This window comes from Alistipes sp. An31A, assembly GCF_002159425.1.
Classification (GTDB): domain Bacteria; phylum Bacteroidota; class Bacteroidia; order Bacteroidales; family Rikenellaceae; genus Alistipes; species Alistipes excrementigallinarum.
Map to the genome: position 1 here is coordinate 310,515 of NZ_NFIO01000001.1, position 25,037 is coordinate 335,551.

Sequence of the window (25,037 nt, forward strand, 5' to 3'; positions counted from 1 at the left end):
TGGTCGCTCTATTCCGCGATTCGCCGATATAAATCGTTGAACAATATGCTGAACCGTTCAAAACCGAATTGTTTCACATAAGTAATAGCCTGGGTGGAATATTGTTGCCACAGCTTCGGCGATTCGCAAAGATAGATAAGTTTCGACGCTAAATCCTCAATATTCTCCGATTCATGCAATAAACCGACCTCACCCTCACGAACAACCTCAGGAAGACCTCCAATTCGTGAGGCTACGACAACACATCCCCGGGCCATTCCTTCAATGGCTGTCAGCCCGAAACCTTCACTGCGCGATGGCATTAGCAAGATATCAATCCGGTCATAATAGTGCGTCAACGCCTCCTGCGGTTGGCGTCCGACAAATTCTACCGCACTGGAAATATCGGCAGCTTGAGCCTGTTGTTCCATCTGTCCGCGCAGTGTACCATCTCCGACAATCAGCAATCTTACTTCCGGATGAGCGGATCTTACTTTTGCAAAAGCCGGCACAACCAAATCCATTCCCTTGATTGACTCCAATCGACTGACGACACCGATGGTAATTGGCTGATTGGCCGTACGAGGTTCCTGAATTACAGGAAGGCTTGCGGGGAGTGCATTGTAGATGGTGAAATGGTTGCGTTTTTTTAAAGGATAGTGCTCATCATAAAGTTGAGAACTACCAAAGAACGAACGTTCGGCCAATTCCGTAATACAAGTGAACGCCCGTACACAATGCCGTTGAATAAGATGAACCAGTTTCAGGTTGGGGTAAATATCCGCTGCCGTATGAGCTGTTGTTAGGATCTGTCGCATCCCCAACAGACGCAACAGCAAAATAGGAATCGCTCCCGGAGCCATATATTGAACATGGGCGACATCGGGTTTATATTGTTTTAGAACAGAACGTAACCCTTTATACAGGAATAGAATACCTCTCCAGCCTCCAATTCGTACGCCATCCGGGCTCAAACATACAACCTCACTCCCCGCCTTCTGAAATCGGGAAACCATATCGTCGTAATGTTCAAAATAACATATGGTCACAACCCGATGACCTCCAGCTACCAAGGCCCGTACTAGATTCAATGTTTGGACCTCGGTTCCGCCTGTCATCAGGCAAGGAATGCATATTAATATAGTCAATAAAGTCATTGCAAAATGCGGTTACTGTACTTTACACCCTCTGATAAAGCCAAATAATTTTGAAACCGTTTTGAGCCCTAATAGCTGTTTCAATAGGAGAAAAGCTTTTTCTCGAAAAGACAAATTAATAGATAAATCTTTGGTTAAAATGCATAAATCCTTTTGCCCTTTATCTATCAATTGGCGACTATTAATTTGGGCTCCTATAATTAATTCATTAAATATGAAATGCTTTGCAAATCTTATAAAATATGATTTGGCAGATTCATCGAAAATGATATTCTCGCTAAAATGGTTCAACTGAAATAGATAATCTGTCGCCAAACGTTGAATTAATTTATTATTCCCCAAATGTCCTGTTTCTGATTTATTGTGAAGTCGATATGACGCAAGAACTTTCATAACACCAACAACATCTGTATATTGTCCAACTCTATAGAAAAAGTCATCATCTGCAATGTGACCAGCTTCTTCTCGATATTGACAAAGATTAAAAATAGAACGATGAGTTACTACGCCTGGGCAACGATGTATATGAGGGTTCCCTATTGTCTGGTAAGCTCTCACATATTCTTTTCCTGTGTATCGTCTTATTTCTCCAGTGCAGTAAATCGGTTCTTGTAAAATATGATTTGCTCCATCAATATTATTACAAGGAACGAATAAATGTTTTACATCAGGATAAATGCGTAGAGCCCTTTCTATTTCTGATAAGAATGTTGGCGCAAGTATATCATCCTGATGGAGTATAGTTATATATTCACTTGTCGCTTTCGCTATAGCATGATTCCATCCATTTACAAATCCAGAAGGGCCCTGCGGATTTGAATAGATTTTGATTCGATTTGCATATTTTCGACAAATTTCTAAAGTCGCATCAGTGGAATTATCATCAGAAACAATAATCTCGTCTGCCGGGCGAGTTTGGGCCAATGCTGATTGCAAGGCTTGTTCGATAAAATCAGCGCCATTATAAGACGGTATGACTATAGAAAATGTCATAATTCAATTGTTCTTATTACTTTAGCAGGAATACCAACGGCTATACTGTTTGCGGGAATGTCATGTGTAACCACTGAATTTGCACCAATGATGGCATTTTCTCCAATTTTTACATTTGAAAGGATTACAACGCCCTCACAAAGCCACACATTATCTTCAATAATTATTGGACCCTTTACTCCCAGGTTTCGCTCCATGACTGGTTCTTTCATATCAGAATAATCTCCAATCCCATGCGAATGATCGATAACTGTTACTCTTGATGCCAATGTAACATTATTACCAATAATAATATGGCCGACAGCCATTATGGCGCAGTTATCTCCAGCATAAAAATTATTGCCAATCGTGATGGTTGCATCATATTTGTGGTTTCCGAAATCTGTGTAGGCTCGTAATCTTAGCATAGGGCCCGTATTAAAATTGTTTCCTATTGAGATTCTCTCAAGAGACAATACGGAAGATGACGGGTGAATTTGGATATGTTCCCCATGAGACCTCATCTGGTGTTGGCACCAAACAGAAAACATTTTTGCTTTTAGTTTTTCGTATTTCTTAAGAAGAAAGAAAAAGAGCCGGCAGATAAAAATCATATATTTAACTGTTTTTGATAGAACTTGACATATTCTGACGCACATTTGTCCCATGTAAATTGTTTCAAATGAGATTCAAGTTCGTCTATATTAAGTATCTCTTTTTTATCCATTTTGTCATAGTATAGTAGCTTGTCGCAAATAGCGGTGGGGGTAATTTGTTTTATATAATCGCAGACAGCTCCTCCCACCTCTTTTAAACTGCTATTTTGTGAGGAAAGAACCATTGTGTGGCATGCCAGTGATTCTAAAATCGGGAAGCCAAAACCCTCATATTCTGAAACAAGTATTGAACAATGAGCAAATGTATACAATTCAGCCAGGTCTTTATCAGAGATGTTGCGACAGATAATTATTTTTTTGGTTTCGATTAAATCTGCTGCACGAATGAGGTCAGTTTCGATAGGATTTAATAATACTAACACACCTAATCCGCCTTTTTCTAGATATTCTCTGAACGCAAGGAGCAAAATTGGAAGATTCTTACGAGGATGGTTGCACGATGCAGAAAAATAATATAATGATGGCAGACCTAATTGCTTGACGAAATTCGGCGTGGAAGCTGGACGGAAAACAGTACGGTTAATGCCCCACGGTATTGATATAACTTTTTCCTGGGGCACATGAGCAAAGGCTATTATATCTCGTTTTGAACACTCAGAGCACGTTATAATTGCTTTACAATTTTGTAAAGAGGCTCTTAATTGTTGAAAAAAACGAGGATTATTTTCTACGCCCCACATTTGGGGATAACGGCATACTGCCAAATCATGTATTGTGTATATAACTTTCTTCTCGTTTTCGACGACATCTGTATTATTCGGCATATGGAGGAGATCATAATTGCAAAATACCCTCTTTAAGCGTAATATACTAGATAACTTTTTGAAGAAAGGGCGATTGGGCATATAAAAGTGAAGACATGAAAAAGAGAAATCCTTTTTCGCTTTTATTCCCCTCATGTTTTGAGAGAAAAGGATAATCTTAAATGGAATAGCTTCTATTTTTGATAATGCCTTCAATAACTCTAATGTAGACCTGCCAATCCCGGTTGCATAATGTTTTGTATAATATGGGATAATGGTGTTTATATCAATGAGCAACTTCTTCATAAATCTGCATTAACGCGTTACAGTGTTGACTAATGGATATAACTCTCTGTGCTGAGAGCATTGGTTCATAATTCATGAAGTTAGACGCAATATCATCTAACTTCTTGGCTAAAGCTCCGACATCATTAGGTTCTACCAACCAACCATTCACGCCATTCTTAATCTGCATCTCAGCTCCACCGCAGCGGGTTGCCAAAACCGGCTTACCCATTGCCAAAGCTTCTGCGATATTCAATCCGAAGATTTCCATGTAAATCGGTACCGAAACCGCCACATGAAACGAGCCAATCACATCAAAGACTTTATCAGGAGCAACTTTCCCGTGCCAGACAATACGTTGATCCGAGGCAAACCTCTTTTTCAGCGCCGTTTCGTAACGCTTTTCTGTCTTATTGCCACTCCCTCCGATCAAATGCAGTTCAATGTTGGAATTCCTCAAATGCGAAAAAGCCTGCAACAAAATATGCAAACCTTTTACATAACAAATCCGGCCTACATAGAAAAACTTTATCCGTCCGTCTATTATCGGTGGAAAATCTGGAACTGATGTGGGAAGAGGAATACCATGAGGCAATAGGGTTATTTTATGTGAATCCAAACCATTGCGCAGCATTGCCTCAGCTATAGCATTGCACGGAGCAATCATCCTTGAACACCCCTCAGCGATTGTCTCCCATTCTTGCTGTTTGCGTAAAATTGACCAAGCGGCACCTCCAATCGGCGAGACAAATGGAATAAACGGCAATCTTGACAATCCAACTCCCAGTTTCCTGTAAAGATTCCGGGGAATCAAACGCATCATTGGATACCAATACCGGCCACTTCGGATACCTCGAAGACAGCAGGATAAACAGTGCTCATGCGAAACTGCGGTATGACAAATCTCATCCTTACTATTGAGCAACGTACCGGCCGGACACAAGATTCCTCCATGATGAGCCGTAACAATAACCGGGATATGCAAATTATTCCCAATCGTCACCACATGGGCCTTGTGGCTATGTGCATGAATGACGTCGGGATGGAGCTGTTTTACTAGATTCTGCAATTTGTCAATCCCGCAATTCCCAACTTCATAGAGGTCGATTGATTTGTATTGCTTCTTTTCTATGCCCGAATTTTGATTAACAAACGAGATGACGGTCAAAGAATACCCTTGACGAATCATTTCGTCCACAATATTCTTCACATAGACCTGACCGCCTCCGTATGTAGAGAAGAAATCACCACTAGCAACTTGTAGTATAAACATATTATTTCTTCATTCTAAATTTATTTGCAACCTCAATCATAATATGATCTAAATCCGCTTGAATCGATCTAATATGATCTATGGGTTTCAATGTTGCTGATTTAATTAAATCCACAACAGTCTCTTGGCCGTTGGCTTCTATGAAAAGACTTTTACAATTTAACGAAGAATAATAATCATCAAATTTATAATCATAAAATGAGGTCGGCATTGTCTGTCTATTTACAAACCTCATGTTGGGAATATGGAAAGCATCAGCAATTATTAGTCCATGAAGAGATGATGAAACAATTGAGGCACACTGCTTTATCTCTGCTATAACCTGTTTAGGAGATCTTAAAACATCTATAAACAAAACATCTGAACCAAATCGTTTCCTCCAATTTAATATTATGTCACTGTCTTTGTCGACAAAATGGGGAATCACTCCAAGTTTATATTTTACCTCTTTTTTTTCAGGAAAGACATAAGGCATCAGTAATCCGGGATCTCCCAGTTTTATATTTTCTACGCACCCAGAAATATTAGATAATGTTAACCTGCCTCTTACTGCTAAGATTTTTGCTTTCGGAAAATTATATTTAAAATTATCTCCTCCAGTACCAATTATATAGCCTGTAAAATCTGTTGGGACCCATTGCAAAATACTTCCTGCTAATATTATATCAGCATCTTTCTGAGAAACATACACTGGTGTTAACCCATAATGTTTTAAGATATCTGGCTGTAAACAATCTCCAAAATTATTTAGTCCTCTTCCCCAATGAACCCTAATTAGATTGTGGGTAATATATCGTCCTTTAATAATTAATGGTAGACGACATCCAAAATAATAGAGAAACTCGTTCAAAGAGTAGCGCATGTTATTTTTTTATAAAACGATGCAAGATGCATCGAAATCTTTTAATAAATATATAATACACAATAAAACTTATCAAAGAATACAAAACTAACACGCAGGTCGAATACATCATCCAATGGACTATATTCTTTGTATTAAAAAACACATCCATTTGAGATAAAATAGAATAAGATAAAAAGACAGATACAACTGTTAATATAACATATTGAGACCATACATACCAGTACCTCCATACAGACTGTTTAAAGCCATATGTATATAGATAGTAAGGTTTCCAAATTCCCACTACAAAAAAGATGCTAGCAATCGCCGCTATAATTATACCATGCAACCCCCACCAATATCCACCAACAATAGCTATTATAACAAATAATATAACTTGGAGGAAAGAAGACCACACATCTGCAAATAAGCCAAATCCTGATACAAATTGGCCGATACTACCAGTAGCTATTTGAATATAAATTTTTAAAGTCAATAATAACAGTATAGAATCTGAAAGGAGATAATGCTCCCCCAACCACCATATAATTAATCCATTCAATGTATTATATAATACAAAAGCAAAAATGCCTGCAATCCAGCTTCTAATGCCAGTTATTTCCCAAAAAACAGACTCGATTTTTGCCATATTCCCTTCAGCAATCAAATTCCCAACCCCAGCAGCAGTACTTCCTAGAACCGTATTCATTAATTGACACAATTTATCAACAATGAGCGTATAATTACCATAATATGTTACCAACTTTAAAGAAGCAAATGCATAAACAAATAAAGGGGTAGTCTGAAACTGGAAGAAAGACGCAATTTGGTGAATAAAAATCTGCTTTGAATATTTCATCACCTCGGGATACTTTTTGAAGAGTTGTTTACCCAAACGGACTTCACTCTTTAACCAAGGATAGACCTGATTGATTTTCCAGTTAAGAATGATGGAATAGATTATGCCAAAGACCAATTCGATAACGACCCACAGATAGTAGCTGCCCGTATAATAGGCACTAGCCATCTGGATTAGGGTCTTAATAATCGTTGCTGTTTGAAAATAGGCTGTAACCACATAATTCTTTTGGTCGGCACCCAACAGAGTCTGCTTGTAGTTGGCAAAATAGCCAATCAATGACGAAATAAGGAATGAGAAGTAGGCGAAGAAGATAATGCCCATCTCAAATTTCGTATCCGGGAAAATCAGAGGGAGGAAGCAGGCAAGGACCAATCCTGCACCCAGAATGATGAATCCAATCCAGCGGTAGAGATATCCGAAAACGGATATAATCTCGTTGATTTTCGATTCATCGTGGTCGAACAACGGTTTATAAAGAACATAACCGATTGCACTACCAATCCCCAACTCTGCCAGATTCAAGAAACCGAGGAGATTCTGCAGTGTTCCCGTCAAGCCCACGAAGTCGGCACCAAGAGTGTCCAGAAAAATTTTCCGAGAAAAAAAGCTTAATGCCAGCGTCAGAAAATAGAAAATCAGATTGACACGGGCATTCAGCAGGCTCTTTTTTACCCTAGACTCTCTCTCCATAATCACCCTTCAATAAGGTTACAGCACATATAATAACTGGTTATTATCTATTTCGATACATCTCGTCGTAATACTTCTCGTATTCCCCCGAGGTGATGTTGTCCATCCACGCTTGGTTGTCCAGATACCAGCGCACGGTCTTCTCGATGCCCTCCTCGAACTGCAGCGAGGGTTCCCAGCCCAGCTCGCGCTGCAGTTTCGACGAATCGATAGCATAACGCATATCATGACCCGGGCGGTCCGTTACGTAGGTAATCAGTTCCATATCCTCACCCTCCTTACGGCCCAAGAGACGGTCGACCGTCTTGATGACGACCTTTATCAAATCGATGTTTTTCCACTCGTTGAATCCTCCGATGTTGTAGGTATCGGCCACCTTGCCGCGATGGAAGATTAAATCAATTGCACGAGCATGATCCTCGACATACAGCCAGTCACGGACATTCTCTCCCTTGCCGTATACAGGCAGCGGTTTGCGGTGGCGGATATTATTGATGAACAACGGAATCAACTTCTCGGGGAACTGATAGGGGCCATAATTATTCGAGCAGTTGGTCACCAGAGTCGGCATGCCATAAGTATCGTGATAAGCCCGCACGAAGTGGTCACTCGAAGCCTTGGAGGCAGAATAGGGGCTGTGCGGATTATACTTTGTCGTTTCGTAGAAGAACTCCTCGCCGTAAGCCAGATGGTGCTCCGTCGAGGAGGCCGTAGTCGTAAAAGGAGGCTTGATACCCTCGGGATGCGTCATTTTCAGTGCCCCATACACCTCGTCAGTCGAGATATGGTAGAAAAGTTTGCCTTCAAAGCCCTCGGGGCGCGAACTCCAATAGCGATGAGCTGCCTCGAGCATCGAAAGGGTTCCCATGACATTGGTCCGTGCAAAGGTGAAGGGATCCTTGATGGAACGGTCCACGTGGCTTTCGGCCGCCAGATGGATAATGCCATCCACCTCATACTGCTGCATCAGTAAAAGAACAGTATCGAAATCACAAATATCCGCTTTGACGAAGGTATAATTCGGTGCCTGCTCGATATCCTTCAGATTGGCCAGATTCCCGGCATAGGTCAGCTTGTCGAGGTTGATAATATGATAGTTGGGGTATTTCGTAACGAAAAGCCGTACGACATGCGAACCGATAAAACCGGCTCCACCGGTAATGATGATATTGCGTTTGAAATTGTTCATGACTACATGTTTTTAAGATTGTCCATACAAATCTTCAGCGAATCGACCCAATACGGAATCCGAAGGCCGAATGTCTCCTTGATCTTGGTTTTGTCCAGCACGGAATAGGCCGGACGTTTGACAGGGCTGGGAAACTCGTCACTGTGGCAGGGCTGGATATCGCACGTTGTGTTTCCGTCCAGTGCGGCAATCATCTTTGTAAAGTCGAACCACGAGCAGACCCCTTCGTCCGAATAGTGGTAGATACCGCCCTTGGCATATCCCTGCGTTGTATCACTGGCCGCATAATCGGCAAGGATCGTTCGGATGGCCAACGCCAGATCGTAGGCATAGGTCGGGGTGCCGGCCTGATCGAATACGACCTTCAACTGCGGTTTGGTCGACGTGAGGTTGAGCATCGTCTTGACAAAGTTTCGGCCAAATTCGGAATAGAGCCAGGCGGTACGAAGAATGACATACTTGCAACCCATGCCGAGAATATACTGCTCTCCTTCAAGCTTGGTCTGTCCGTAGACTCCGGTCGGAGTACCCTTCTGGTCCTCCCGGCAAGGCGTATTGTAGGGATCCCCGCCAAAAACATAGTCCGTCGAGATATGAATTAACAGACCGTTCACCTCCTTCATGGCCTGAGCCAGATTGCGAGGCGCTTCGGCATTCAACACCCGGCAGAAAGCCTCGTCGCTCTCCGCCTTGTCGACATTCGTATAGGCTGCACAGTTGACAATACAGTCGATTCGCTCCTCCCGAACGATGCGACGAACTGCCTCCAGATCGGTGATATCGAGCCGGGTCGTCTGTACGCCCTCCGCCTCGACGACATCCGTGAAGACAAATTCGTGGTCCGTATCCCGACTGACAATACGCATCTCGCGTCCCAACTGACCGTTGGCTCCCGTTACAAGAATCTTCATCGCCTAATAGAGTTTTTCGTTGTAATCAAAAAGCCACTCCGCATCGCGCAGACGGCTGTGATGGCGATCCTTTTCCGAAAGAAGGACCTTGTCGGTCGGAATCCGCCAGTCGATTCCCAGATCGGGATCGTCCCAGGCCAGCGCACCTTCCGACTGCGGTGCATAGAAGTTGTCACACTTGTACTGGAAGATAACCTCGTCGGTCAGCACACTGAATCCATGGGCAAACCCACGGGGAATGAAGAACTGGCGATGGTTGTCTTCGGTCAATTCCACGGCAACGTGCTGTCCGAAGGTCGGCGAGCCCTTGCGGATATCCACGGCGACATCTAATACGGCCCCCTTGATTACACGGACGAGTTTCGACTGCGCATAAGGCGTCTTCTGAAAGTGCAGACCGCGAAGTACGCCGTAACTCGACTTGCTTTCGTTGTCCTGTACGAAAACCGTATTGCAGACTTTCTCCTGAAAATCGCGCTGCGAGAAGGATTCGAAGAAATAACCGCGGTCATCCCGGAAGATGCGGGGCTCTATAATCACCACACCTTCGATATTTGTCTTGATTACTTCCATTTCTATAAGTTTGGAACAGATATATTATTAATCCAGATTACTCTTACCGGTTTGGGCAACCTCGTCAATCACTTTCAGCAGATACTGCCCGTACTGGTTTTTCAGCATCGGCTGCGCCAACTCGCGCATTTTGTCTGCCGTTATCCACCCTTTTCGGAAGGCGATACCTTCGAGGCAGGCAATTTTCAGACCCTGCCGTTTTTCAATCACTTCAACATAGGTCGAGGCTTCGGCCAGCGAATCGTGCGTTCCGGTATCAAGCCAGGCAAAACCCCGCCCGAGGGTCTGGACCTTCAGCTCTCCATCATCCAGGAACCGCTGGTTCACCGAGGTAATTTCCAGTTCACCGCGAGCCGAAGGTTTGATACTCTTGGCCACATCCACCACCTTGTTGGGATAGAAGTAAAGCCCCACGACCGCATAATTGGACTTGGGCTTAGCGGGTTTCTCCTCGATTGAAAGACAATTGCCCTCGTTGTCGAACTCCGCTACACCGTAGCGCTCGGGGTCGCTGACCCAATAACCGAAGACCGTCGCCTTGTGGTCCTTCTCGGCCGACCGCACGGCTTCGTGCAGCATAACCGAGAAGCCGTTGCCGTTGAAGATGTTGTCTCCGAGGACGAGGCATACCGAATCGTCGCCGATAAACTGCTCACCAATCAGGAAGGCCTGAGCCAGCCCGTCGGGTGAGGGCTGCTCGGCATATTCGAACCGGACGCCAAAGTCTGACCCGTCACCCAGCAGCCGCTTGAACCCGGGCAGGTCGGCCGGCGTCGAGATAATGAGAATCTCCCGAATCCCGGCCAGCATCAGCACCGAGATGGGATAATAAATCATCGGTTTGTCGAAAATGGGGAGCATCTGTTTGCTGACCCCTTTCGTAATCGGGTAGAGCCGGGTGCCGGATCCACCTGCCAGTACAATACCTTTCATGATTTTATGATTTTGAATCGATTTTACTTTTACCCTTTCAATTGATACAGGATTACATCCTGTCCATCTTCTTCTGGAGCCAGAAGAAGATGCCCGTGCGGTTGAGGTGCGTGCGGTAGCCGAATCGGTGGAGAATCAGCAAAAGATGCGTCTTGTGACGAATCTGGTACTCCATGAAGTTATAGAGCCCCACGGTAATCAGCAGCGAGGTAATGACCACAATGTACAACTGTACGTCAATAGAGCATCCTGCCAGGTTGCTGAGCCAGCCGCACAGGGCGACGAACAGGTTGAGCAGCAGAATGGCCAGCGTCGTGGCGGCGTGCGAGCAGCCCAGACGGATGAACATGTGGTGCAGGTGCGTCTTGTCGGGATGGAACGGCGACTTGCGCTTCAGAATGCGCGTCGTCATCACGCGGAGCGTGTCGAAGACCGGAACCGAGAGCACTGCCAGCATGAAGGGAATCAGCCCGACATGCTTTGCATCGTAGATTTCGCAGCAGGTGCCGTGCGTCAGCGTCCGCATGACGAAGACCGAAATCACGATGCCCATGACCAGCGTGCCGCCGTCGCCGATGAACATCTTCGACGTTTTGCCGAACAGGTTGTGCAGGAAGAAGGGTATGAGCGACCCGGCTGCCACCAGCGCCAGTATGGACAGGGACCAGTCGCCTACAGCCCAGAACATCACACCGAAGAAGATGCTTGTCAGGATGCAGTAGCCCGACGAGAGTCCGTCCACTCCGTCCATCAGATTGATTGCGTTGATGATGCCCACGGCCGCCACGACCGTCAGCGGCACGGCCACATACTGCGGAATCTGGTGAATGCCCCACAGTCCGTGGAAGTCGTTGAGGCTGTATCCTCCGATGTAGACCAGCAGCAGCACCGTGAAAATCTCAATCAGAAACCGCAATGCGGGCGAGAGGTCGAGGATATCGTCGAGCGTTCCGGTGTAGAGCATAATCATCATCGCCACCACGACGATGAACAACTCGGAGCAGTCGTACCAGAATCCGGCGCAGCCCAGACCGATGACCGAGCCGAAGAAGACGGCGATGCCTCCCAGCACGGGGACCGGCTTGCGCTGCAGCTTGCGCGCGTTGGGGTTGTCGACGATGTTCTTGTCGAGGGCAATCTTGACCAGCAGCGGATGAATCCACCAGACGCTCAGCAGGGCAATCAGGAAAGAGAGAATGAATGGCATAAATATGTGTATTTGAGCCGGGATGCATGGACGTGTCGTGCAGCGAGTAGCATCTGGGCCATCGGCACCTCCCGGCAGGGTGAGATTGAACGGATGTGATTATCCAACGACGGCCGTCCGCTCGGGGCCGGCGGCATTGGGGCAGTGCCCCAGCCAGCGGTCGTAGTCGTCCAGACGGCGGATGAGTTGCAGTTTATTCTTCTTGACGGGGTTCTCTTCGCGCCACGGGTCGACGGCGCGGTGGGCCTCCTCGCGGTAGATGCAGCTGTTCGTGCAGCCGTAGAGCGAGACGAGCAGCTGCGCCCGCGCCTGTTCGGCCCGCAGCAGCGGGAGGATGCTCCGCATCGTGCCGAGCAGCTGCTCGAAGGCCGTCCGGTCGCCGAGTATCGCATGGGCGGGGAGCTGCATCGCGTAGAGCTTGCAGCGCATCACGTCGCTCTCAAGCTGCAGGCTCCCGTACTGGCGCAACACCTCGCGGGCCGTGCGGCGGTCCTCTTCCGTCACCCCTTCGGGCGTGTGGAAGCGGCCCATCGCCTCGTGGAGCAGGTCGGGCAGGCGGCTGCTGCCCAGACGCGTATATATGTGGCGGTTGTCGGCATTCAGGGCGATGACCTCATACTGCCCGGGCTCGACCGCGAGCAGCGGGACGTACATGCACCCCTCGACGCAGACCATCACCTCCTTGCGTCCGGCTCCGGGCTGGGAGATGACCGTCGCCTCGACCCCCTTGAACTGCCCCTCGGTGATGCGCACGCGGTCGCCCTTCATCAGCTGGCCCGGTTCGGGCGTGTAGAGCGGCAGCACGTCGGAGTAGGAGGCGGCGACCCACCGCAGGTTCTCCATCGCCCGGTCCGTGAGGTAGGGGTAGTACTCTTCGCGTGCGGTCCGAATCCGGGGCAGAAAGTTGTATTGGGGTTGGAAGCGCTTCATCCGGTAGATTTCAGCCTCCGAGGCGTGCACGAAGACGTAGTTGTAGAGCAGCGGGCGGCGCGTGTCGACCAGTTCGCCGCGGCGCTTGCGCGCCTCGATGTACGAGGGTGCGAAGTATTCGAACGTGGGCTCTCCCGTGCGGGTGCGGCGGTCGAGCTCGGCCTTCAGGCCGCGTGCCGGCTCCCCCTGGTAGTGGCCCCGCCGCGATACGGGCAGCGTCAGCACATACCAGCGTACGGCATTGCCGTTTTTTTGCATGCGCATCCGCTCAGCAAGCGATTCCGACCAGTCCCAGCCGCTTCCGTTCGACTTCGCCATTGTCGTTTGTTTCGTGCAATTTGTTCAATTCGTTCGATTCCGGGGCCGGGCGCTTCACCGAAGGGCATACCCCGGCCTTGTCGATGCGTTTGCGTAACGCGTTGACATACAAAGTGTTGCGTTTATTAACGAGTGCGTTTGTGAAAATTTCTCTTCACCTGTTTTCAGCCGAGTCTGCGACCTCCGGCAATGAAAACCCGTCATCTCATTTTTCGTGAATTACACACCACGTCGGCAAAGGTACATAAAATGGAAACCAAACGCAAACGGATTGAAAATTTTCTGATGATTTATACGGTTTTTTTGCAGGCATATTTGGTTAATAATCCGGATGTTGATGCCTTTTGGCGATGAAAACCGCGCCGTTTTTTGCCGATGGCGTCGGTTGGCTGGATGGCCCTTTTTTGACAACTCTTCCGGGGCGGTTGAGCGGTTGGGGCGGCGGGCGGATTCCGCACCGGCGCCGGGACTTCGGCGCGTGCCCCCGGCGCGAGTCTTCGGATGGGGTTTCGGTGCGTGCTTTCGGATGGGGCTTCGGCGTGTGCCTCCGGCGCAAGCCTTCGGACGGGGCTTCGGGGAGCGGCGCTGCCCCGGTTTCGGGCGGCGAGGTGAAAAAATCCGCCGCCGCCCCTTTTTGACCCGATAAATCGTTATTTTTGTCGTGAGGGCTGTGCAAGGGCCGGAATCGTTTGCCTCTTTGCCGAATGTCGCTCTGCCGGCATGCGGCGGTGGGGCGTTCCGCGGAGCAAGGGCCTTTTGCGCCGGCATGTGGCGGGGAGTTCCGCGGGGCATGGGCCTTTTGCGCCGGCAGGCGGAGGGGGCGTTCCGTGGAGCATGGGCCTTTTGCGCCAGCATGCGTCGGGGCGAGGAAGTTCCGCGGGGCACGGGCCTTTTGCGCCGGCATGCGGCAGGAGAGTTCCGCAGGGCACGGGCCTTTTGCGCCGGCATGCGGCGGGGCGGGGGAGTCCCCCGCGGAGCTTCGGACCTCGTCCGTGCAGCGGCACGCCCGGGTGCGGGCCCCTTCCGGCAAAACGGAGAATCGACCGAAAACGGAGAATCGACCGAAAACGGAAAATCGACCGAAAACAGAGAAAAACTGAGAATCGGCCCAAAACAGAGAATCGACGGAATATGAAATTCGGCAGATGGATGGCGCTGTTGGCGGCGCTGATGGTGAGCTTCGCGGTCCGGGCGCACGGTTCGTGGCAGGAGCACGTTGCGGATATGACGGAGGTGATGGGGCTGCGCGAAGAGCCCCGTCTGCGGGCGTGGATGAAGTTCATCAGCTCCGACATGATTGACAAGTGCGAGCCCTTCTACAGCGAGCTGAAGGCCCGCCACGAGGGTTTTGCCTGCAAGCACCGGCTGCTCTTCCACTGGGGCTACGACGCCGAGCCGTGGAGCCCGGAGCTCGAGGCGCGCGTGGTCCGCTACTGCCGGGAGTACGACCTCGACCGGGACAGCACCCTGCGGCTCTTCCGCTCGGATATGGTGGCCGAACAGAAGCGGCGCAACGCGCTGCTCAACCGCCGGACGGAGGAGCTCTTCGGCTTCGCCCACGGCGGGCGGGATGCCGCCTCGGCCCGCTTCTTCGCCAGCGTGGCCTACAACGTCCATCTGGTGGGGGACTACACCTCGGACAACCGCGATTTGGCGGGGCTGCAGAGCCTCGACCGCGTCGTGCGGTCGCTCTGCCACGCGCTTCAGGATTTGGACCCCGTGGCGGCCAAGCCTCTGGTCAAGGCCCTTGAGCGGGTCGGCCGCGAGGAGCCCGACCTTCAGAAGCGTGCCGACGCGCTGCTGGCGCTGCTCAAGCAGCAGCTCCCCGACTTTATCCGTCGTGCGCAGGGCGGAGCCATCCGCCGCCGGCTCGAGGCCCGGGGCTTCGCATTCCGGTAGTCCGCGGCCGCCCGCCGAACCTCCGCAACGCTCCTGTGCATGAATATCCGATGTGGCGCGCGAGCCGGGGCGGCGCTCCCTCCGCTGCGGCGGGGCCGCAGATGACCGCGGAGCGGCTGCCTCTGTGCGCATCCCCCTTGTGCGTCGGGGTGCAAGGGGCGGGCATGAAAAAGACGGTCGCACGCCCGGTGCGACCGTCTGTCGAAGAGCTGTTGACAAGGCCTGAGCGGGCTTTGTCAATCCATCCTCTGTCAATTTGTTCGGCCATTTGCGAGGGGCGGGTCCCCTGCCGGGCCGATTTTGCGGCGTAATGCCTCCCCGTGTCGGGGTTTCGGTTGCGGGCGGGAGTCCGCCCGACGGTTTACAGTTTCTTCAAGGTAGGCAGTCTGTTGCCGTCTTTGAGCTCGTAATGCCAGCCTGTCCTCAGCCAGTCTAATTTAGCGTTCATTGCCTCAATGGCCGTTTGCCAGGTGACGGTCGTGCCGTCCACCTTGGTGGCTTCGAGGACGGTACCTCCCTCATTCGTGCCGATGCCTTTTTCCTGACCGTTGTTTTCCCAGTAGCAGACATTCAGTACGCCGCCGCCAAAATAGCTGTCCAGGATGTTTTGTCCCAGTACGCCGCCAGTGGTTCCGTTCGGGCCGCTGACCTTTCCTTGGGCATGGTAGCAGGCATTCAAGGTGGCACAAAGGCTGGTTCCCAGTACGCCGCCTACATAGATGGTACCGCTTCCGGAACCGGTCACGCTGCCCGTGGCATAGCAGCCAGAGATGAATGAATCGTAGCAGTATCCCACCACGCCGCCGATATAGGTATCGTCTGTGACCTTACTTTCAAGGGTCACGCTGCCCGTGGCATAGCAGCTGGCTACGTTGTCAAGAATCACTTCACCGGCCACGCCGCCGACCCGGTTATGCCCCTTCACGGTAGCCGAGGTGCCGCATCCGATCGCGTCGAAGTACACTGTTCCGGCGTTACTTATTCGGCCCGCCACACCACCTACGCAGCTTTTACTCCATTTCCCGATGGCGTTGCCGATGACGCTGCCCGATACGAAGCAGTTTTCAATGACGCTGCCTTCGTTTTCTCCCGCCACGCCGCCGACATAGCTCATACCATCCCAGCTGAAATCGTTTGTTATTTGTACGTTCTCCAGCGTCAAGTTCTTCACCGTAGCAGATTTAAGAAATTGGAAAAAGCCCAATCTCGTGGAGTTTCCCTTAATGACCAGCCCCGAGATGGTATGTCCGCCGCCGTCGAAGGTCCCTTGATAGGTATTTATCGGATTCCAGTTGCTTCCGCCGTCGGCCGGCGGTGTCAGCTTGATGTCGGCCGTAAGAATGATGCTCAGCGATGGGTTGCTCCATAATGAACCTGCCCATGCCCTCAATCCCTCTTCGCTGTATACGATGTAGGTGCCGTTCTCGTCTATGGTGTAGCCCTTGTCCTTTTCCAGCGTGATGTTGTAGACCTTGCCCGCCTCGGGGGTGAAGGCGGAGGAGAGGTCGCGTTCCTCGGTGCCGTTTGCCCGCAGCTTTGAAATGGCATAGCCGGGCACCACGTTCGCCTCCCAGCAGGTGATGGTTGCGCCGTTATCGGTGTATTCGCACTTCTTCATCTTTATCCAGCCCTCGTCCGTGCCCTGCACGACTTTGCCTTTTTCGTAGGTACACTGTGTATAGGTATAGAGCTGGAGGGAGGTTACCTCGCCGAGTGCATCGTCGGTGGGTGTGATGCGCACCTTCGCCAACTGGTGGGTGAAGGTCAGCTCGACAGGACTCTCGTAGTCGCCCGTGCCCGTACCGCCCAGTAGATAGGCAAGACTTTGGCTTTGGTCGCTGAGGTCGAGGGTGCCGTTCGTGTCGGGGTACCAGGCGTTGACGGTGTGGTCGTTGCGGTCGCTCCAGTACAGGGGGTTTTCGGCTTCGGCGGAGCCGTCGTCCTGCACGGTGTAGGTGCCGACCTCTTTCTTGCCGTCTATTTGCACGGCGAACCGGTCGCCCGCGTCGAACACGCTGCCCGTGCCGTCCGCAATCTCGCTGACGCGCGTCTGCGGTGCGCCCCAGGGCTGCGCCTCGCCGCCCTCCACGCCAAGGGTGATGCGGGCTATCTCAAGGGGGTATTGTCCTTCGGGCAGACGGTCGCCGTCCGCCAGTTCGTCCTTCGTGCAGGCAGCCGTGGCAAGGAGCAGCGCGGCTGCGGCAAGAAGCAGATGGATGGAATCTCTTTTCTTCATATCGGGTTGTCTTTTATTTGTTTTCGTTTTGTGCTGCCGCCGCCTGCGAAGGCGGCCGTCGCACCATAGTGTCTATGGGCAGCTCCGGCTTGACGCTTGCGCCGGGGCAGCTGTATGTGAAACTTACAGCGTGGCACTTGCATCGTTCGAATCTCCGGATTCCCACGGGGTAATCTCCGGTTCTTCCACCGTGATGCCCTTGTTGCTGAGCGTTATGTTGTAGGTGTAGGCATAGCCTGCTGTGTAGAAATTGGCTGTGGGTGTAGCAGGCAGTTTCAGTTGGGCGATGTAGCTCTGTCCGTTGTAAGACACTTTAAGGTTAAGAGAGGAGGTCACTTCCTGCGGGAGAATGATGACTTGCGAGGCGGTGGCGCCGTTAAGCTGCATGGTAATCGGCGATTCGGAGGCTGCGGTTACGGCAGTCGTGCCGGTAGCCGTGTCGAATGTGCCTTCGTGCTTCAGTCCCTCCAACGTGTAGCCGGCAGGTTCCGTTTCGTTGAAAATGAGACCATCGCCTGCCTTGAAGGTGAACTTGATGAGACTCATGCAGTGGTGGAACGCATGGTCGCCGGTGAAGCTCACCGTCGGGTTGTGGGTATCGCCCGTGGCTCCCGAGGCAAAGAGGAAGTCGATGCCCGTGCCCTGCTTGTCGGCTGCGGTGCTGACGGTCACCGTTCCGCCCTCAGCCTGATACGGATAGTAGGCATTGAAGGTCTTCGTTTCGGTGTCATCGAAATAGATGGTTGTACCGTCGGTCACGAACTTACCGTTCTCTCTCTTGTAGGGCACGTTGGTGAAGCCTGCGCCGGTGACGCCGATGCGGTCGCCGTCGGTCCAGTCGGTTCCTTCCGAATTGACGCGGGTAGCGGGGGCGATTTCGGCGGTGAACCGGGCAGCTACGGGGTCGTTCGTGTTCAGCGTCTCGTTGTTGTCCTTGTTGCAGGCGGCCAGTGTCACTGCCAGCGCTGCGAAAGCAAAAAATCGGGTCTTCATGGTGTATGGTTTTTTTCTTGTTGTTACATTGTTTCCGTTACATTTCCGCACTGGCATCGCCACCTTCCACCGACTCCCATCCGGTAATCTCGGCATTGCATTCCTCCATGCCGACGGGGGTCTCCAGCGTGCCGGTTATGCGGTAGGCGGTGGTCATGTCGTCGTTGAAGTCCTTCATGGCCTCGGTCAAATCGACCTCCGTGCGCTGCGTGCGTCCGCCGTCCACAAATACGATGTCCAGCACCATGGTCTGCACGGCTCCCATCGTACCCAGCAGGCGGGCATCGGCCGTGAGCCGACTGCCGTCACGGGTGAAGGAGAAGACCGTGGAGGCCGGTTCGCCCGTGGTCTGCCCCCGCGCCATGTCGAAGGCTCCGGCTATGCCGCTGAGGGTGGCCGTCACGCTCTGGATGAGTTCGGGGCGTCCCTGCGTCACCTCCAGCTCCAGCTGCAGCTCGCGCACGCGCTGCTGCATTGCGGCGGTCAGCGGATAGTCGGTGTCCTTCTCGATGGTCACCTGCTCCGTATGGGTGAAGAACCACCCCGGGGCATTGTCGATGAAGGCGCCCGTCGTCTGGCTGCCCGAGGCCGGGGCGACGGTGGCCGTGGTGCCGCTGACGGTGATGCCCTCGGCCGGGTTCCACGCCACGAGGGTGTAGCTGCCCGGCGCGAACAGATGGTCGGGGGCGTGGGTTGCGGCGGTCTCCGTACCCGTATAGTCGCCCATCGAGAGGGTCCACGTGGCGGGGATGTCGATACCCTCGCCGCGGGCCGACCAGTCGGCCGTGACGGTAATCTTGCCGTGGTTGGGGTGCGGCGTGTTGTAGAGCGTGTCCTTGACGCAGGAGGCGGTCAGCAGCGCGGTGGCTGCGGCGGCCAGAATCGGAATATATCGTGTTGGTTTCATATCGTCGTCCTCCATGGTTTAGAAAAGGTTCCACTTCAGGGTGATGCCGGCATGAACGGGGCCCCACCAATCCCTGGTCTCCGAGCCGTGGCGCACGCGCACGCCGTCGATGACCGTGTATTTCTCATAGTCGGCGTTCAGGTATCCGAGCCCGAGCGAGAAGTCGAGCGAGAGGCGCTTGCCGAGCGGCAGGATGTAGCCTCCGGTCAGCCCGCCGCCCAGAAGGTCGCCCTGGCGTCCCGTCTCGGAGAACTTGTAGTTGAAGGCGCCGGTCTTGAACATCAGGCCGAGGTAGCCGCGCCGCGCCTTACCCATATAATAACGCACCTCGGGAGCCACCTCCCAGAGGGCGTAGCGGCGCTGCTTGTTGTTCCACGACCACGAGGTCCACGAGCCGCCTACGCCCAGGCTCCAGCGGTCGGAGATGTGCCACTCCAGCCCGAGGTCGGGCGTCAGCGTCGCCCAGCGCAGCAGGTTGGCCCGCAGGTCGAGGCCCATGGCGCAGCATTCACTCTCCTCGGGCTCTTCGGCCGCGGGGGCGGCAGCGGCAGCGGCAGCCTCCTCGGCGGCCCGGCGTGCCTCTTCTTCTGCTCTGCGGCGCTCTTCGGCGGCGGCCCGCTCGGCGGCAAGGCGCTCCTCTTCGGCGCGCTTCGCGGCCTCCAGACGCTCGGCTTCGGCCTTCTCGGCAGCGCGGCGGGCTGCAAGCTCGGCCTCCGACGGAGTGGCGGGGATGACGAGGCGCACGGTGACGAAGTTGCCTTTGTCGGCATGGTTTTTCGTTGTGAAGCACTCCTCGGTGAGCCCGCCGCGGAGAATCATCTCCGTCTTCACGCGGTTGGAGCGCGTCTTGGCCAAGGCGAGGTTTTCGGCCTCCGAGGGCTGCGAGGTGCAGTAGCCGTCGACCAGAACGGGAACGGAGCCCTCCGTGATGGCGGCCTTGTTTTGCGCGATGCAGGCCAACAGACGGTCGAGCTCTTCGCCGTTGCCGTTCCACGGGATGTAGAACATGTCGTCGCCCGCCACGAAGCGGAAGGTATACTCGGCCGGGGCAGGGTCGGAGGGGTTGTCTGCCGTCAGGCCGAAGGTTGGGCCCGCGAGGAGGCCCAACGCAAACAATAGGGTCAGCAATCTATTCATGGTTCTCAAAAGATTTGTTCGGGTTGCTGCAGGGACAGAACACCCCAGGCCCGGATCGAGGGGATTCGGGCATGGCGGAGTTAACGCGGAGGCGTCAGTTATGATTTTTTTGTGGGGGGGGGAATTTTTGCAAATCCGGACGCACGTCACCCTTTCGCTTCCGAAGGGCGAACGTACAGCAAGGGGATTTTGCTTGAAGGGAAGCATGGCTTCGGACCGAAGAGTTCGAGAACAAAATTAACAGAAAAACCGGAACTGGAAAGTCCCGGTTGTCAATTTTGTCGTTTAGGCAAGAAAAATTGTTGTTTAGGCAAGAATTCGGGGCCGTCAGAGGCCGGCCGGAGTTACCAAATGGAGTTCTCTCCACCCTGCGTCTTGCGCCAGTTGGATGGGTGAGCCCCCCCCGGGTCTTGAACATGCGGGTGAAATGGCTGGGCGAGACGAAGCCTGCGGCCTCGGCGATTTCGGTGATGTTGAACCCGGGGGTGCAGGAGCATCACAGTAGAAGATTCCCGAAAAGGATTATGGCCTTGCATGGCCGGCAACCGCGCTTTTTAATCCCTGAACATCCTCGCAATATTGCAGCGGAGAATCCGCCCGTGATTTTTCGTTTCGGAGATGCCTTTCGGGAGAGGAATTGTCCTTTGCGAATGCCGGAGCTGTACCCGTCGCCTGACGGGAGCGAGGTGTACCTTTGTCCGACAACCGGCGGTTTGTCCGACAAAGGTCCTCGCTCTGCGAGGCGGGCGGTGTTCTCCCAAGTCGAACCCCAAATCATCCATCGAATAACCTGTCAGCGAAAGCACAACCCTCTATCTCAAACTCCGAGTTACAAATACTCGTTCCGGCTCAACGAGGAGCCAAGTTAACCGGAAACAGCCGAGGTACTACGTTGGAATAAAAACCGGGATATTTCCCGTTGGTTCAGCTCTCCGTCATTGGGCTACAACGCCATATTTTCAGCAACGACCTCCATGTCGCGCATGATTGACGAGTCGAGGACCTTCGCATAGCGGCGCGTCATGTTGACATTGGCATGGCCGAGCATCTTGGCGACGTTGTCGATCGTCGCGCCGCTGGCCAGCGTCAGAGTTGCGAACGTATGGCGCGCGCAATGAGTCGACAGATTTTTGGGGATGCCGCAGATGTCGGCCAGCTCCTTCAAGTAGGAGTTCATCTTCTGGTTGCTGCATACGGGGAGCAGCCCGCCGTGCGTCTGGCAGTAGGGGTGCTCCTTGTAGCGGTCGATAATCTTTTGCGCCTCGTCGAGCAGCGGAATGTTGCACATGTTCTTGGTCTTCTGCCGCGCCTTGCGAATCCAGATTTTGCCGTGGATGTCCGCCACCAGATGCTCCGCTTTGAGCTGCTGCACGTCCGTAAAGGCCAGCCCCGTCAGACAACAGAAACAGAAGATGTCGCGGACCTGCGCCAGTCGGGGAATAGAGATCTCCTTGTGAAGCATCGACAAAAACTCCTGTTTCTCCAAAAAGGGACGGTCGACCGGCTCCATGTGGATATGTTTGCCGTGAAACGGGTCCTTCGGAACCCATCCGTTGCTTTGCGCGATGCGGATGATCTTCTTGAAGTTTTTCAGATTCTTCATCACCGTATTGTGAACGCATCGCCTTACGGTCTTCATGTAGAACTCATAATCCTCGACCAAATGGACCGGCAATTCGTCCAGATAGAGGTCCTCGGAACCATACTCCTTTAACAGAAACTCGCCCGTGATGCGCATCAGACTCTCGTAACGCTGTATGGTCGAAGCGGTGAAGTCGATTCCAATCAAAGCCCGGCACCGTTTGTTGTGTTCCCGAAAGACCTCCATCAGGGTATGGCGTTCGGGAAGGTCCTTGCCCAGGTAGCGATCCATAATCCCCGTAGCCGTAATCTCTTTTCCTTCTGCCTCCAGCGTGCGTCGCGTCTGCGCAATATTGAACGAGATGGCCTCCAGCAGCCGGTTAATCTCACGGCCTTCCCGGTTGTTTTCCACAGCCTTGCCTCGGGATTGATTCCAATACCGGGGCAAGATGCGGGCCCGAGCACAAACTTCGGCACGCCTGCCGTTGACTGTGAGGCGTACATAAATCGGCGCTTTCCCTTCCTTGTCGATTCGGGTTTTGCGCAGGTAGTAAATCAGCGTGCAGGTTGTCCTTTCCATAACATCGTATTTACAGGTTGCAAAATTACTTTCAAGAGCCTTTTGCGTCAAGATGAAATACAATGCAAATCAATGAGTTAAACGCTTATTCGGTGGACGGTTCGGCCCTCGGAAAAAGTCCACCGATTTGGACACCCGAAACCGGTTGTTTTTTGCTTTCTCATGCAGATAATCCAAAAACAAAAAACCTCGTAAACTACTCGTTTACAAGGCTTTTGCTTCATTTAACCCGACTCTTCGTCGGCCTCTGGCGGTGCGTAGGGGACTCGAACCCCTGACCCCGTGCGTGACAGGCACGTATTCTAACCAGCTGAACTAACGCACCCCTTTCGGTATTGCGAGTGCAAAGGTAATGCATTTTTTCAATTCTGCAATACCTTGCTACGCTTTTTTGAAGAAAGAAAACTGCACGCTTCCGTAACTCCTTAACTGCCAGAAGCAGGGATGTGCGGAAAAATCGTGCTGCTTCGAGTGTTCGAAAATCAGCATTCCCCCTTCGCGCAGCAAATCGCCGCCGAGCACCAGGTCGATGACCCGTTCGCTCCCCTCCAGGTCGTAGGGGGCGTCCGAGAAGATGATGTCGAAGCGCTTCGTGCAGCTCTTCAGGTAGAGGAAGACATTGGCCTTGACGACATACATGTTGTCGATGCCGAGCTGCGCGGCCGTCTGACGGATGAAGTTGTAGTGCACCGGATTGATTTCGACCGACGTGACGCTCCGTGCTCCGCGCGAGGCAAACTCGTAGCTGATGGAGCCCGTGCCGGCGAAGAGGTCGAGTACGTCGCACTCCTCGAAGTCGACCAGATTGCCCAGCACGTTGAAGAGGTTCTCCTTGGCAAAATCGGTGGTCGGCCGTGCACGCAGGTTGCGCGGCGGGTTGATGGCACGTCCCTTGTATTTTCCGCTGACTATTCGCATACGATTCGTTTGTAGTATCCCTTGAGCAGTTTGCGCAATGCGGCGCCGCCCTCCCCCTCTACGTGCAACTCGTAGTCGGCCGGCGGGAAGATGCCGGCAAGGCGTTCAACGAAGTAGAGCACGTCGGCGTCGTTTTCGGCCCGTATGACCTCGGCCAGCTGCAGGATGGTGCGGTAGACCTTCACGTAGAGCAGCGAGCCGCAGCGCATCATCCAGACGGCGTTGCCCGAGAATTTCGGCTGGTGGAGCAGCGGCGAGGTGAAGCTGAGCCGCTCGCCGTACTTCGCATGCAGGGCGTCGAGCACCTCGCGGTCGATGGCCATCACGGCCACCGTCTGCTGCTGCGTGTCGCTCCATACCGCGCACTCGCCCTCGAGTGGTGCGAGCCCCTCGGCGGCAAGATAGCTTGCGGCCAGCTCCCCGGCAAAGGCCTCGCGCGGGACGAGCATCGTGCGCGGGGTGAGCAGCTCGAAGCCGAGCCCTCCGGCCTCTTCGGCCGCAGGAAGGCTCTCTACCGAAAAAGAGTGTCCATCCAACATGAGCTGAATGGACACTGTCTTATCGGGAGAGTTTCCGTTATTCCCAGTTACCTGCCTCATTGTTACCGGTTTCCATCGAACCGAACTTGATGCCCGGGTAACGCTGGAGGTTGTGGACATCGTTGTCGATGAGGTTGATGATATCCTGACGGAACTCAACCGTGTCGAGATACATCTTGTAGGGAGCGCGGCACTCCACAACGGGAATCATCACCTTCGACTCGGTCGTGATGATGCCGGCCTCCATGATGAACTGGGCCTTGTTGTCCGTGCCGGGGATGTAACGGAGGTTCTCCACATCGGCGCGTGAGAGCTTCTTGGGTGCGAATACGGTATCGATGACTGCGACCTTGAACTTCTGGACGTTCTTGCGGCCGGACTTCTTCAGCATGGCCATGGCAACCGAGTCGTCCTCGTCGACAATCTTGCGCTCGAGCTCGAGGGAGTCGTTGAGCACGAAGGAAATCAGCGTATCGAAGCTGCCGGTAAAACGCTGGTACTTCGACTTGAAGGAGCGCTGAGCCGTACGGATGTCCTTGATGCGGTCGATGACCTGAGCATTCCGAACTTTCACTTCGTTGTCAAAGCGAATCGGGGTCGAAATCTGGTCGTAGATTACATAAACCAGTCCCAGGATGACTACCCCCAGAATAATTTGAGCAATTCTTTTCATTTTAAATATTTGTTATTAAGTTTGTCGCAAA

At 52.4% G+C, this 25,037-nt stretch carries 22 protein-coding genes and 1 tRNA gene; 1 reads left to right on the forward strand and 22 read right to left on the reverse strand.

All coding sequences use genetic code 11. The annotated features are described in order from the left end of the window. Positions 1–8: 8 nt before the first annotated feature. From B5F90_RS01400 to B5F90_RS01460, 13 genes are all read right to left on the reverse strand, one after another. On the reverse strand, positions 9–1,127 hold the full coding sequence (locus B5F90_RS01400; RefSeq protein WP_087360650.1) for a glycosyltransferase family 4 protein: 1,119 nt from the start codon (positions 1,125–1,127) through the stop codon (positions 9–11). A gap of 21 nt (positions 1,128–1,148) precedes the next feature. Next, positions 1,149–2,129 (reverse strand): glycosyltransferase, encoded by a 981-nt coding sequence (locus B5F90_RS01405; RefSeq protein WP_087360328.1) that lies wholly within the window; start codon positions 2,127–2,129, stop codon positions 1,149–1,151. After that, a complete protein-coding gene (locus B5F90_RS11260) occupies positions 2,126–2,722 on the reverse strand; it encodes an acyltransferase (protein WP_143256074.1) in 597 nt (198 codons plus the stop codon). The genes B5F90_RS01405 and B5F90_RS11260 overlap by 4 nt, the downstream gene beginning before the upstream one ends. Continuing rightward, positions 2,719–3,834, reverse strand: a complete 1,116-nt coding sequence (locus B5F90_RS01415) for a glycosyltransferase family 1 protein (protein WP_087360333.1) — start codon at positions 3,832–3,834, stop codon at positions 2,719–2,721. Before B5F90_RS01415 ends, B5F90_RS11260 begins: the two co-directional genes overlap by 4 nt. Next, entirely contained in the window at positions 3,815–5,086 is a 1,272-nt protein-coding gene (locus tag B5F90_RS01420) for a glycosyltransferase family 4 protein (RefSeq protein ID WP_087360336.1), read from the reverse strand. Before B5F90_RS01420 ends, B5F90_RS01415 begins: the two co-directional genes overlap by 20 nt. Position 5,087: 1 nt before the next feature. Continuing rightward, on the reverse strand, positions 5,088–5,948 hold the full coding sequence (locus tag B5F90_RS01425) for a polysaccharide pyruvyl transferase family protein (protein WP_087360339.1): 861 nt from the start codon (positions 5,946–5,948) through the stop codon (positions 5,088–5,090). Between the two features lies 1 nt (position 5,949). Then, positions 5,950–7,482 carry a sugar transporter gene (locus B5F90_RS01430; protein ID WP_239307716.1) on the reverse strand — a complete coding sequence of 511 codons (1,533 nt, stop codon included), beginning with the start codon at positions 7,480–7,482 and terminating at the stop codon, positions 5,950–5,952. A gap of 43 nt (positions 7,483–7,525) precedes the next feature. Further along, positions 7,526–8,671, reverse strand: coding sequence for a dTDP-glucose 4,6-dehydratase (locus B5F90_RS01435; RefSeq protein ID WP_087360342.1), 1,146 nt, complete (start codon positions 8,669–8,671; stop codon positions 7,526–7,528). Between the two features lie 2 nt (positions 8,672–8,673). Further along, positions 8,674–9,582: a dTDP-4-dehydrorhamnose reductase gene (gene rfbD / locus B5F90_RS01440; protein WP_087360345.1), complete on the reverse strand. Its 909-nt coding sequence runs from the start codon at positions 9,580–9,582 to the stop codon at positions 8,674–8,676. A gap of 3 nt (positions 9,583–9,585) precedes the next feature. Beyond that, complete coding sequence (gene rfbC / locus B5F90_RS01445) at positions 9,586–10,155, reverse strand: dTDP-4-dehydrorhamnose 3,5-epimerase (RefSeq protein ID WP_087360348.1); 570 nt, start codon at positions 10,153–10,155, stop codon at positions 9,586–9,588. Between the two features lie 27 nt (positions 10,156–10,182). Then, the gene (rfbA, locus tag B5F90_RS01450; RefSeq protein ID WP_087360351.1) at positions 10,183–11,088 is read right to left on the reverse strand and encodes a glucose-1-phosphate thymidylyltransferase RfbA; all 906 of its coding nucleotides are present in this window, start codon (positions 11,086–11,088) and stop codon (positions 10,183–10,185) included. A 52-nt stretch (positions 11,089–11,140) separates the two neighbouring features. Continuing rightward, the gene (locus tag B5F90_RS01455; protein WP_087360355.1) at positions 11,141–12,295 is read right to left on the reverse strand and encodes an MraY family glycosyltransferase; all 1,155 of its coding nucleotides are present in this window, start codon (positions 12,293–12,295) and stop codon (positions 11,141–11,143) included. A 99-nt stretch (positions 12,296–12,394) separates the two neighbouring features. Then, entirely contained in the window at positions 12,395–13,543 is a 1,149-nt protein-coding gene (locus B5F90_RS01460) for a transcriptional regulator (protein WP_087360358.1), read from the reverse strand. Between the two features lie 1,131 nt (positions 13,544–14,674). Here B5F90_RS01460 and B5F90_RS01465 point away from each other — a divergent pair. Continuing rightward, positions 14,675–15,442 carry a hypothetical protein gene (locus B5F90_RS01465; protein ID WP_143256075.1) on the forward strand — a complete coding sequence of 256 codons (768 nt, stop codon included), beginning with the start codon at positions 14,675–14,677 and terminating at the stop codon, positions 15,440–15,442. A gap of 361 nt (positions 15,443–15,803) precedes the next feature. Here B5F90_RS01465 and B5F90_RS01470 read toward each other — a convergent pair whose 3' ends face one another. From B5F90_RS01470 to B5F90_RS01510, 9 genes are all read right to left on the reverse strand, one after another. Next, positions 15,804–17,678: a fimbrillin family protein gene (locus B5F90_RS01470; RefSeq protein ID WP_087360364.1), complete on the reverse strand. Its 1,875-nt coding sequence runs from the start codon at positions 17,676–17,678 to the stop codon at positions 15,804–15,806. A gap of 123 nt (positions 17,679–17,801) precedes the next feature. Continuing rightward, a complete protein-coding gene (locus tag B5F90_RS01475; RefSeq protein WP_087360367.1) occupies positions 17,802–18,671 on the reverse strand; it encodes a fimbrillin family protein in 870 nt (289 codons plus the stop codon). 37 nt (positions 18,672–18,708) lie between these two features. Beyond that, the gene (locus tag B5F90_RS01480) at positions 18,709–19,578 is read right to left on the reverse strand and encodes a FimB/Mfa2 family fimbrial subunit (RefSeq protein WP_087360654.1); all 870 of its coding nucleotides are present in this window, start codon (positions 19,576–19,578) and stop codon (positions 18,709–18,711) included. A gap of 18 nt (positions 19,579–19,596) precedes the next feature. Continuing rightward, entirely contained in the window at positions 19,597–20,715 is a 1,119-nt protein-coding gene (locus B5F90_RS01485) for a DUF3575 domain-containing protein (protein WP_087360369.1), read from the reverse strand. 943 nt (positions 20,716–21,658) lie between these two features. Next, positions 21,659–22,876 (reverse strand): site-specific integrase, encoded by a 1,218-nt coding sequence (locus B5F90_RS01490; RefSeq protein ID WP_087360372.1) that lies wholly within the window; start codon positions 22,874–22,876, stop codon positions 21,659–21,661. Positions 22,877–23,124: 248 nt separating this feature from the next. Then, positions 23,125–23,201: transfer RNA gene (locus B5F90_RS01495), tRNA-Asp, on the reverse strand. 56 nt (positions 23,202–23,257) lie between these two features. Beyond that, entirely contained in the window at positions 23,258–23,794 is a 537-nt protein-coding gene (locus B5F90_RS01500; protein ID WP_087360375.1) for an RsmD family RNA methyltransferase, read from the reverse strand. Further along, positions 23,785–24,348: a hypothetical protein gene (locus B5F90_RS01505; RefSeq protein ID WP_239307717.1), complete on the reverse strand. Its 564-nt coding sequence runs from the start codon at positions 24,346–24,348 to the stop codon at positions 23,785–23,787. Before B5F90_RS01505 ends, B5F90_RS01500 begins: the two co-directional genes overlap by 10 nt. A 22-nt stretch (positions 24,349–24,370) precedes the next feature. Further along, on the reverse strand, positions 24,371–25,006 hold the full coding sequence (locus B5F90_RS01510; protein WP_087360378.1) for a hypothetical protein: 636 nt from the start codon (positions 25,004–25,006) through the stop codon (positions 24,371–24,373). Between the last annotated feature and the right edge of the window lie 31 nt (positions 25,007–25,037).

What these genes read in the sequence shown, in the direction of transcription:
- B5F90_RS01405 (WP_087360328.1), bottom strand. Translation starts at nt 2,129, where the DNA reads ATGACATTTTCTATAGTCATACCGTCTTATAATGGCGCTGATTTTATC.
- B5F90_RS11260 (WP_143256074.1), bottom strand. Translation starts at nt 2,722, where the DNA reads ATGATTTTTATCTGCCGGCTCTTTTTCTTTCTTCTTAAGAAATACGAA.
- B5F90_RS01415 (WP_087360333.1), bottom strand. Translation starts at nt 3,834, where the DNA reads ATGAAGAAGTTGCTCATTGATATAAACACCATTATCCCATATTATACA.
- B5F90_RS01420 (WP_087360336.1), bottom strand. Translation starts at nt 5,086, where the DNA reads ATGTTTATACTACAAGTTGCTAGTGGTGATTTCTTCTCTACATACGGA.
- B5F90_RS01425 (WP_087360339.1), bottom strand. Translation starts at nt 5,948, where the DNA reads ATGCGCTACTCTTTGAACGAGTTTCTCTATTATTTTGGATGTCGTCTA.
- B5F90_RS01430 (WP_239307716.1), bottom strand. Translation starts at nt 7,482, where the DNA reads ATGGAGAGAGAGTCTAGGGTAAAAAAGAGCCTGCTGAATGCCCGTGTC.
- B5F90_RS01435 (WP_087360342.1), bottom strand. Translation starts at nt 8,671, where the DNA reads ATGAACAATTTCAAACGCAATATCATCATTACCGGTGGAGCCGGTTTT.
- rfbD (WP_087360345.1), bottom strand. Translation starts at nt 9,582, where the DNA reads ATGAAGATTCTTGTAACGGGAGCCAACGGTCAGTTGGGACGCGAGATG.
- rfbC (WP_087360348.1), bottom strand. Translation starts at nt 10,155, where the DNA reads ATGGAAGTAATCAAGACAAATATCGAAGGTGTGGTGATTATAGAGCCC.
- rfbA (WP_087360351.1), bottom strand. Translation starts at nt 11,088, where the DNA reads ATGAAAGGTATTGTACTGGCAGGTGGATCCGGCACCCGGCTCTACCCG.
- B5F90_RS01455 (WP_087360355.1), bottom strand. Translation starts at nt 12,295, where the DNA reads ATGCCATTCATTCTCTCTTTCCTGATTGCCCTGCTGAGCGTCTGGTGG.
- B5F90_RS01460 (WP_087360358.1), bottom strand. Translation starts at nt 13,543, where the DNA reads ATGGCGAAGTCGAACGGAAGCGGCTGGGACTGGTCGGAATCGCTTGCT.
- B5F90_RS01465 (WP_143256075.1), top strand. Translation starts at nt 14,675, where the DNA reads ATGAAATTCGGCAGATGGATGGCGCTGTTGGCGGCGCTGATGGTGAGC.
- B5F90_RS01470 (WP_087360364.1), bottom strand. Translation starts at nt 17,678, where the DNA reads ATGAAGAAAAGAGATTCCATCCATCTGCTTCTTGCCGCAGCCGCGCTG.
- B5F90_RS01475 (WP_087360367.1), bottom strand. Translation starts at nt 18,671, where the DNA reads ATGAAGACCCGATTTTTTGCTTTCGCAGCGCTGGCAGTGACACTGGCC.
- B5F90_RS01480 (WP_087360654.1), bottom strand. Translation starts at nt 19,578, where the DNA reads ATGAAACCAACACGATATATTCCGATTCTGGCCGCCGCAGCCACCGCG.
- B5F90_RS01485 (WP_087360369.1), bottom strand. Translation starts at nt 20,715, where the DNA reads ATGAATAGATTGCTGACCCTATTGTTTGCGTTGGGCCTCCTCGCGGGC.
- B5F90_RS01490 (WP_087360372.1), bottom strand. Translation starts at nt 22,876, where the DNA reads ATGGAAAGGACAACCTGCACGCTGATTTACTACCTGCGCAAAACCCGA.
- B5F90_RS01500 (WP_087360375.1), bottom strand. Translation starts at nt 23,794, where the DNA reads ATGCGAATAGTCAGCGGAAAATACAAGGGACGTGCCATCAACCCGCCG.
- B5F90_RS01510 (WP_087360378.1), bottom strand. Translation starts at nt 25,006, where the DNA reads ATGAAAAGAATTGCTCAAATTATTCTGGGGGTAGTCATCCTGGGACTG.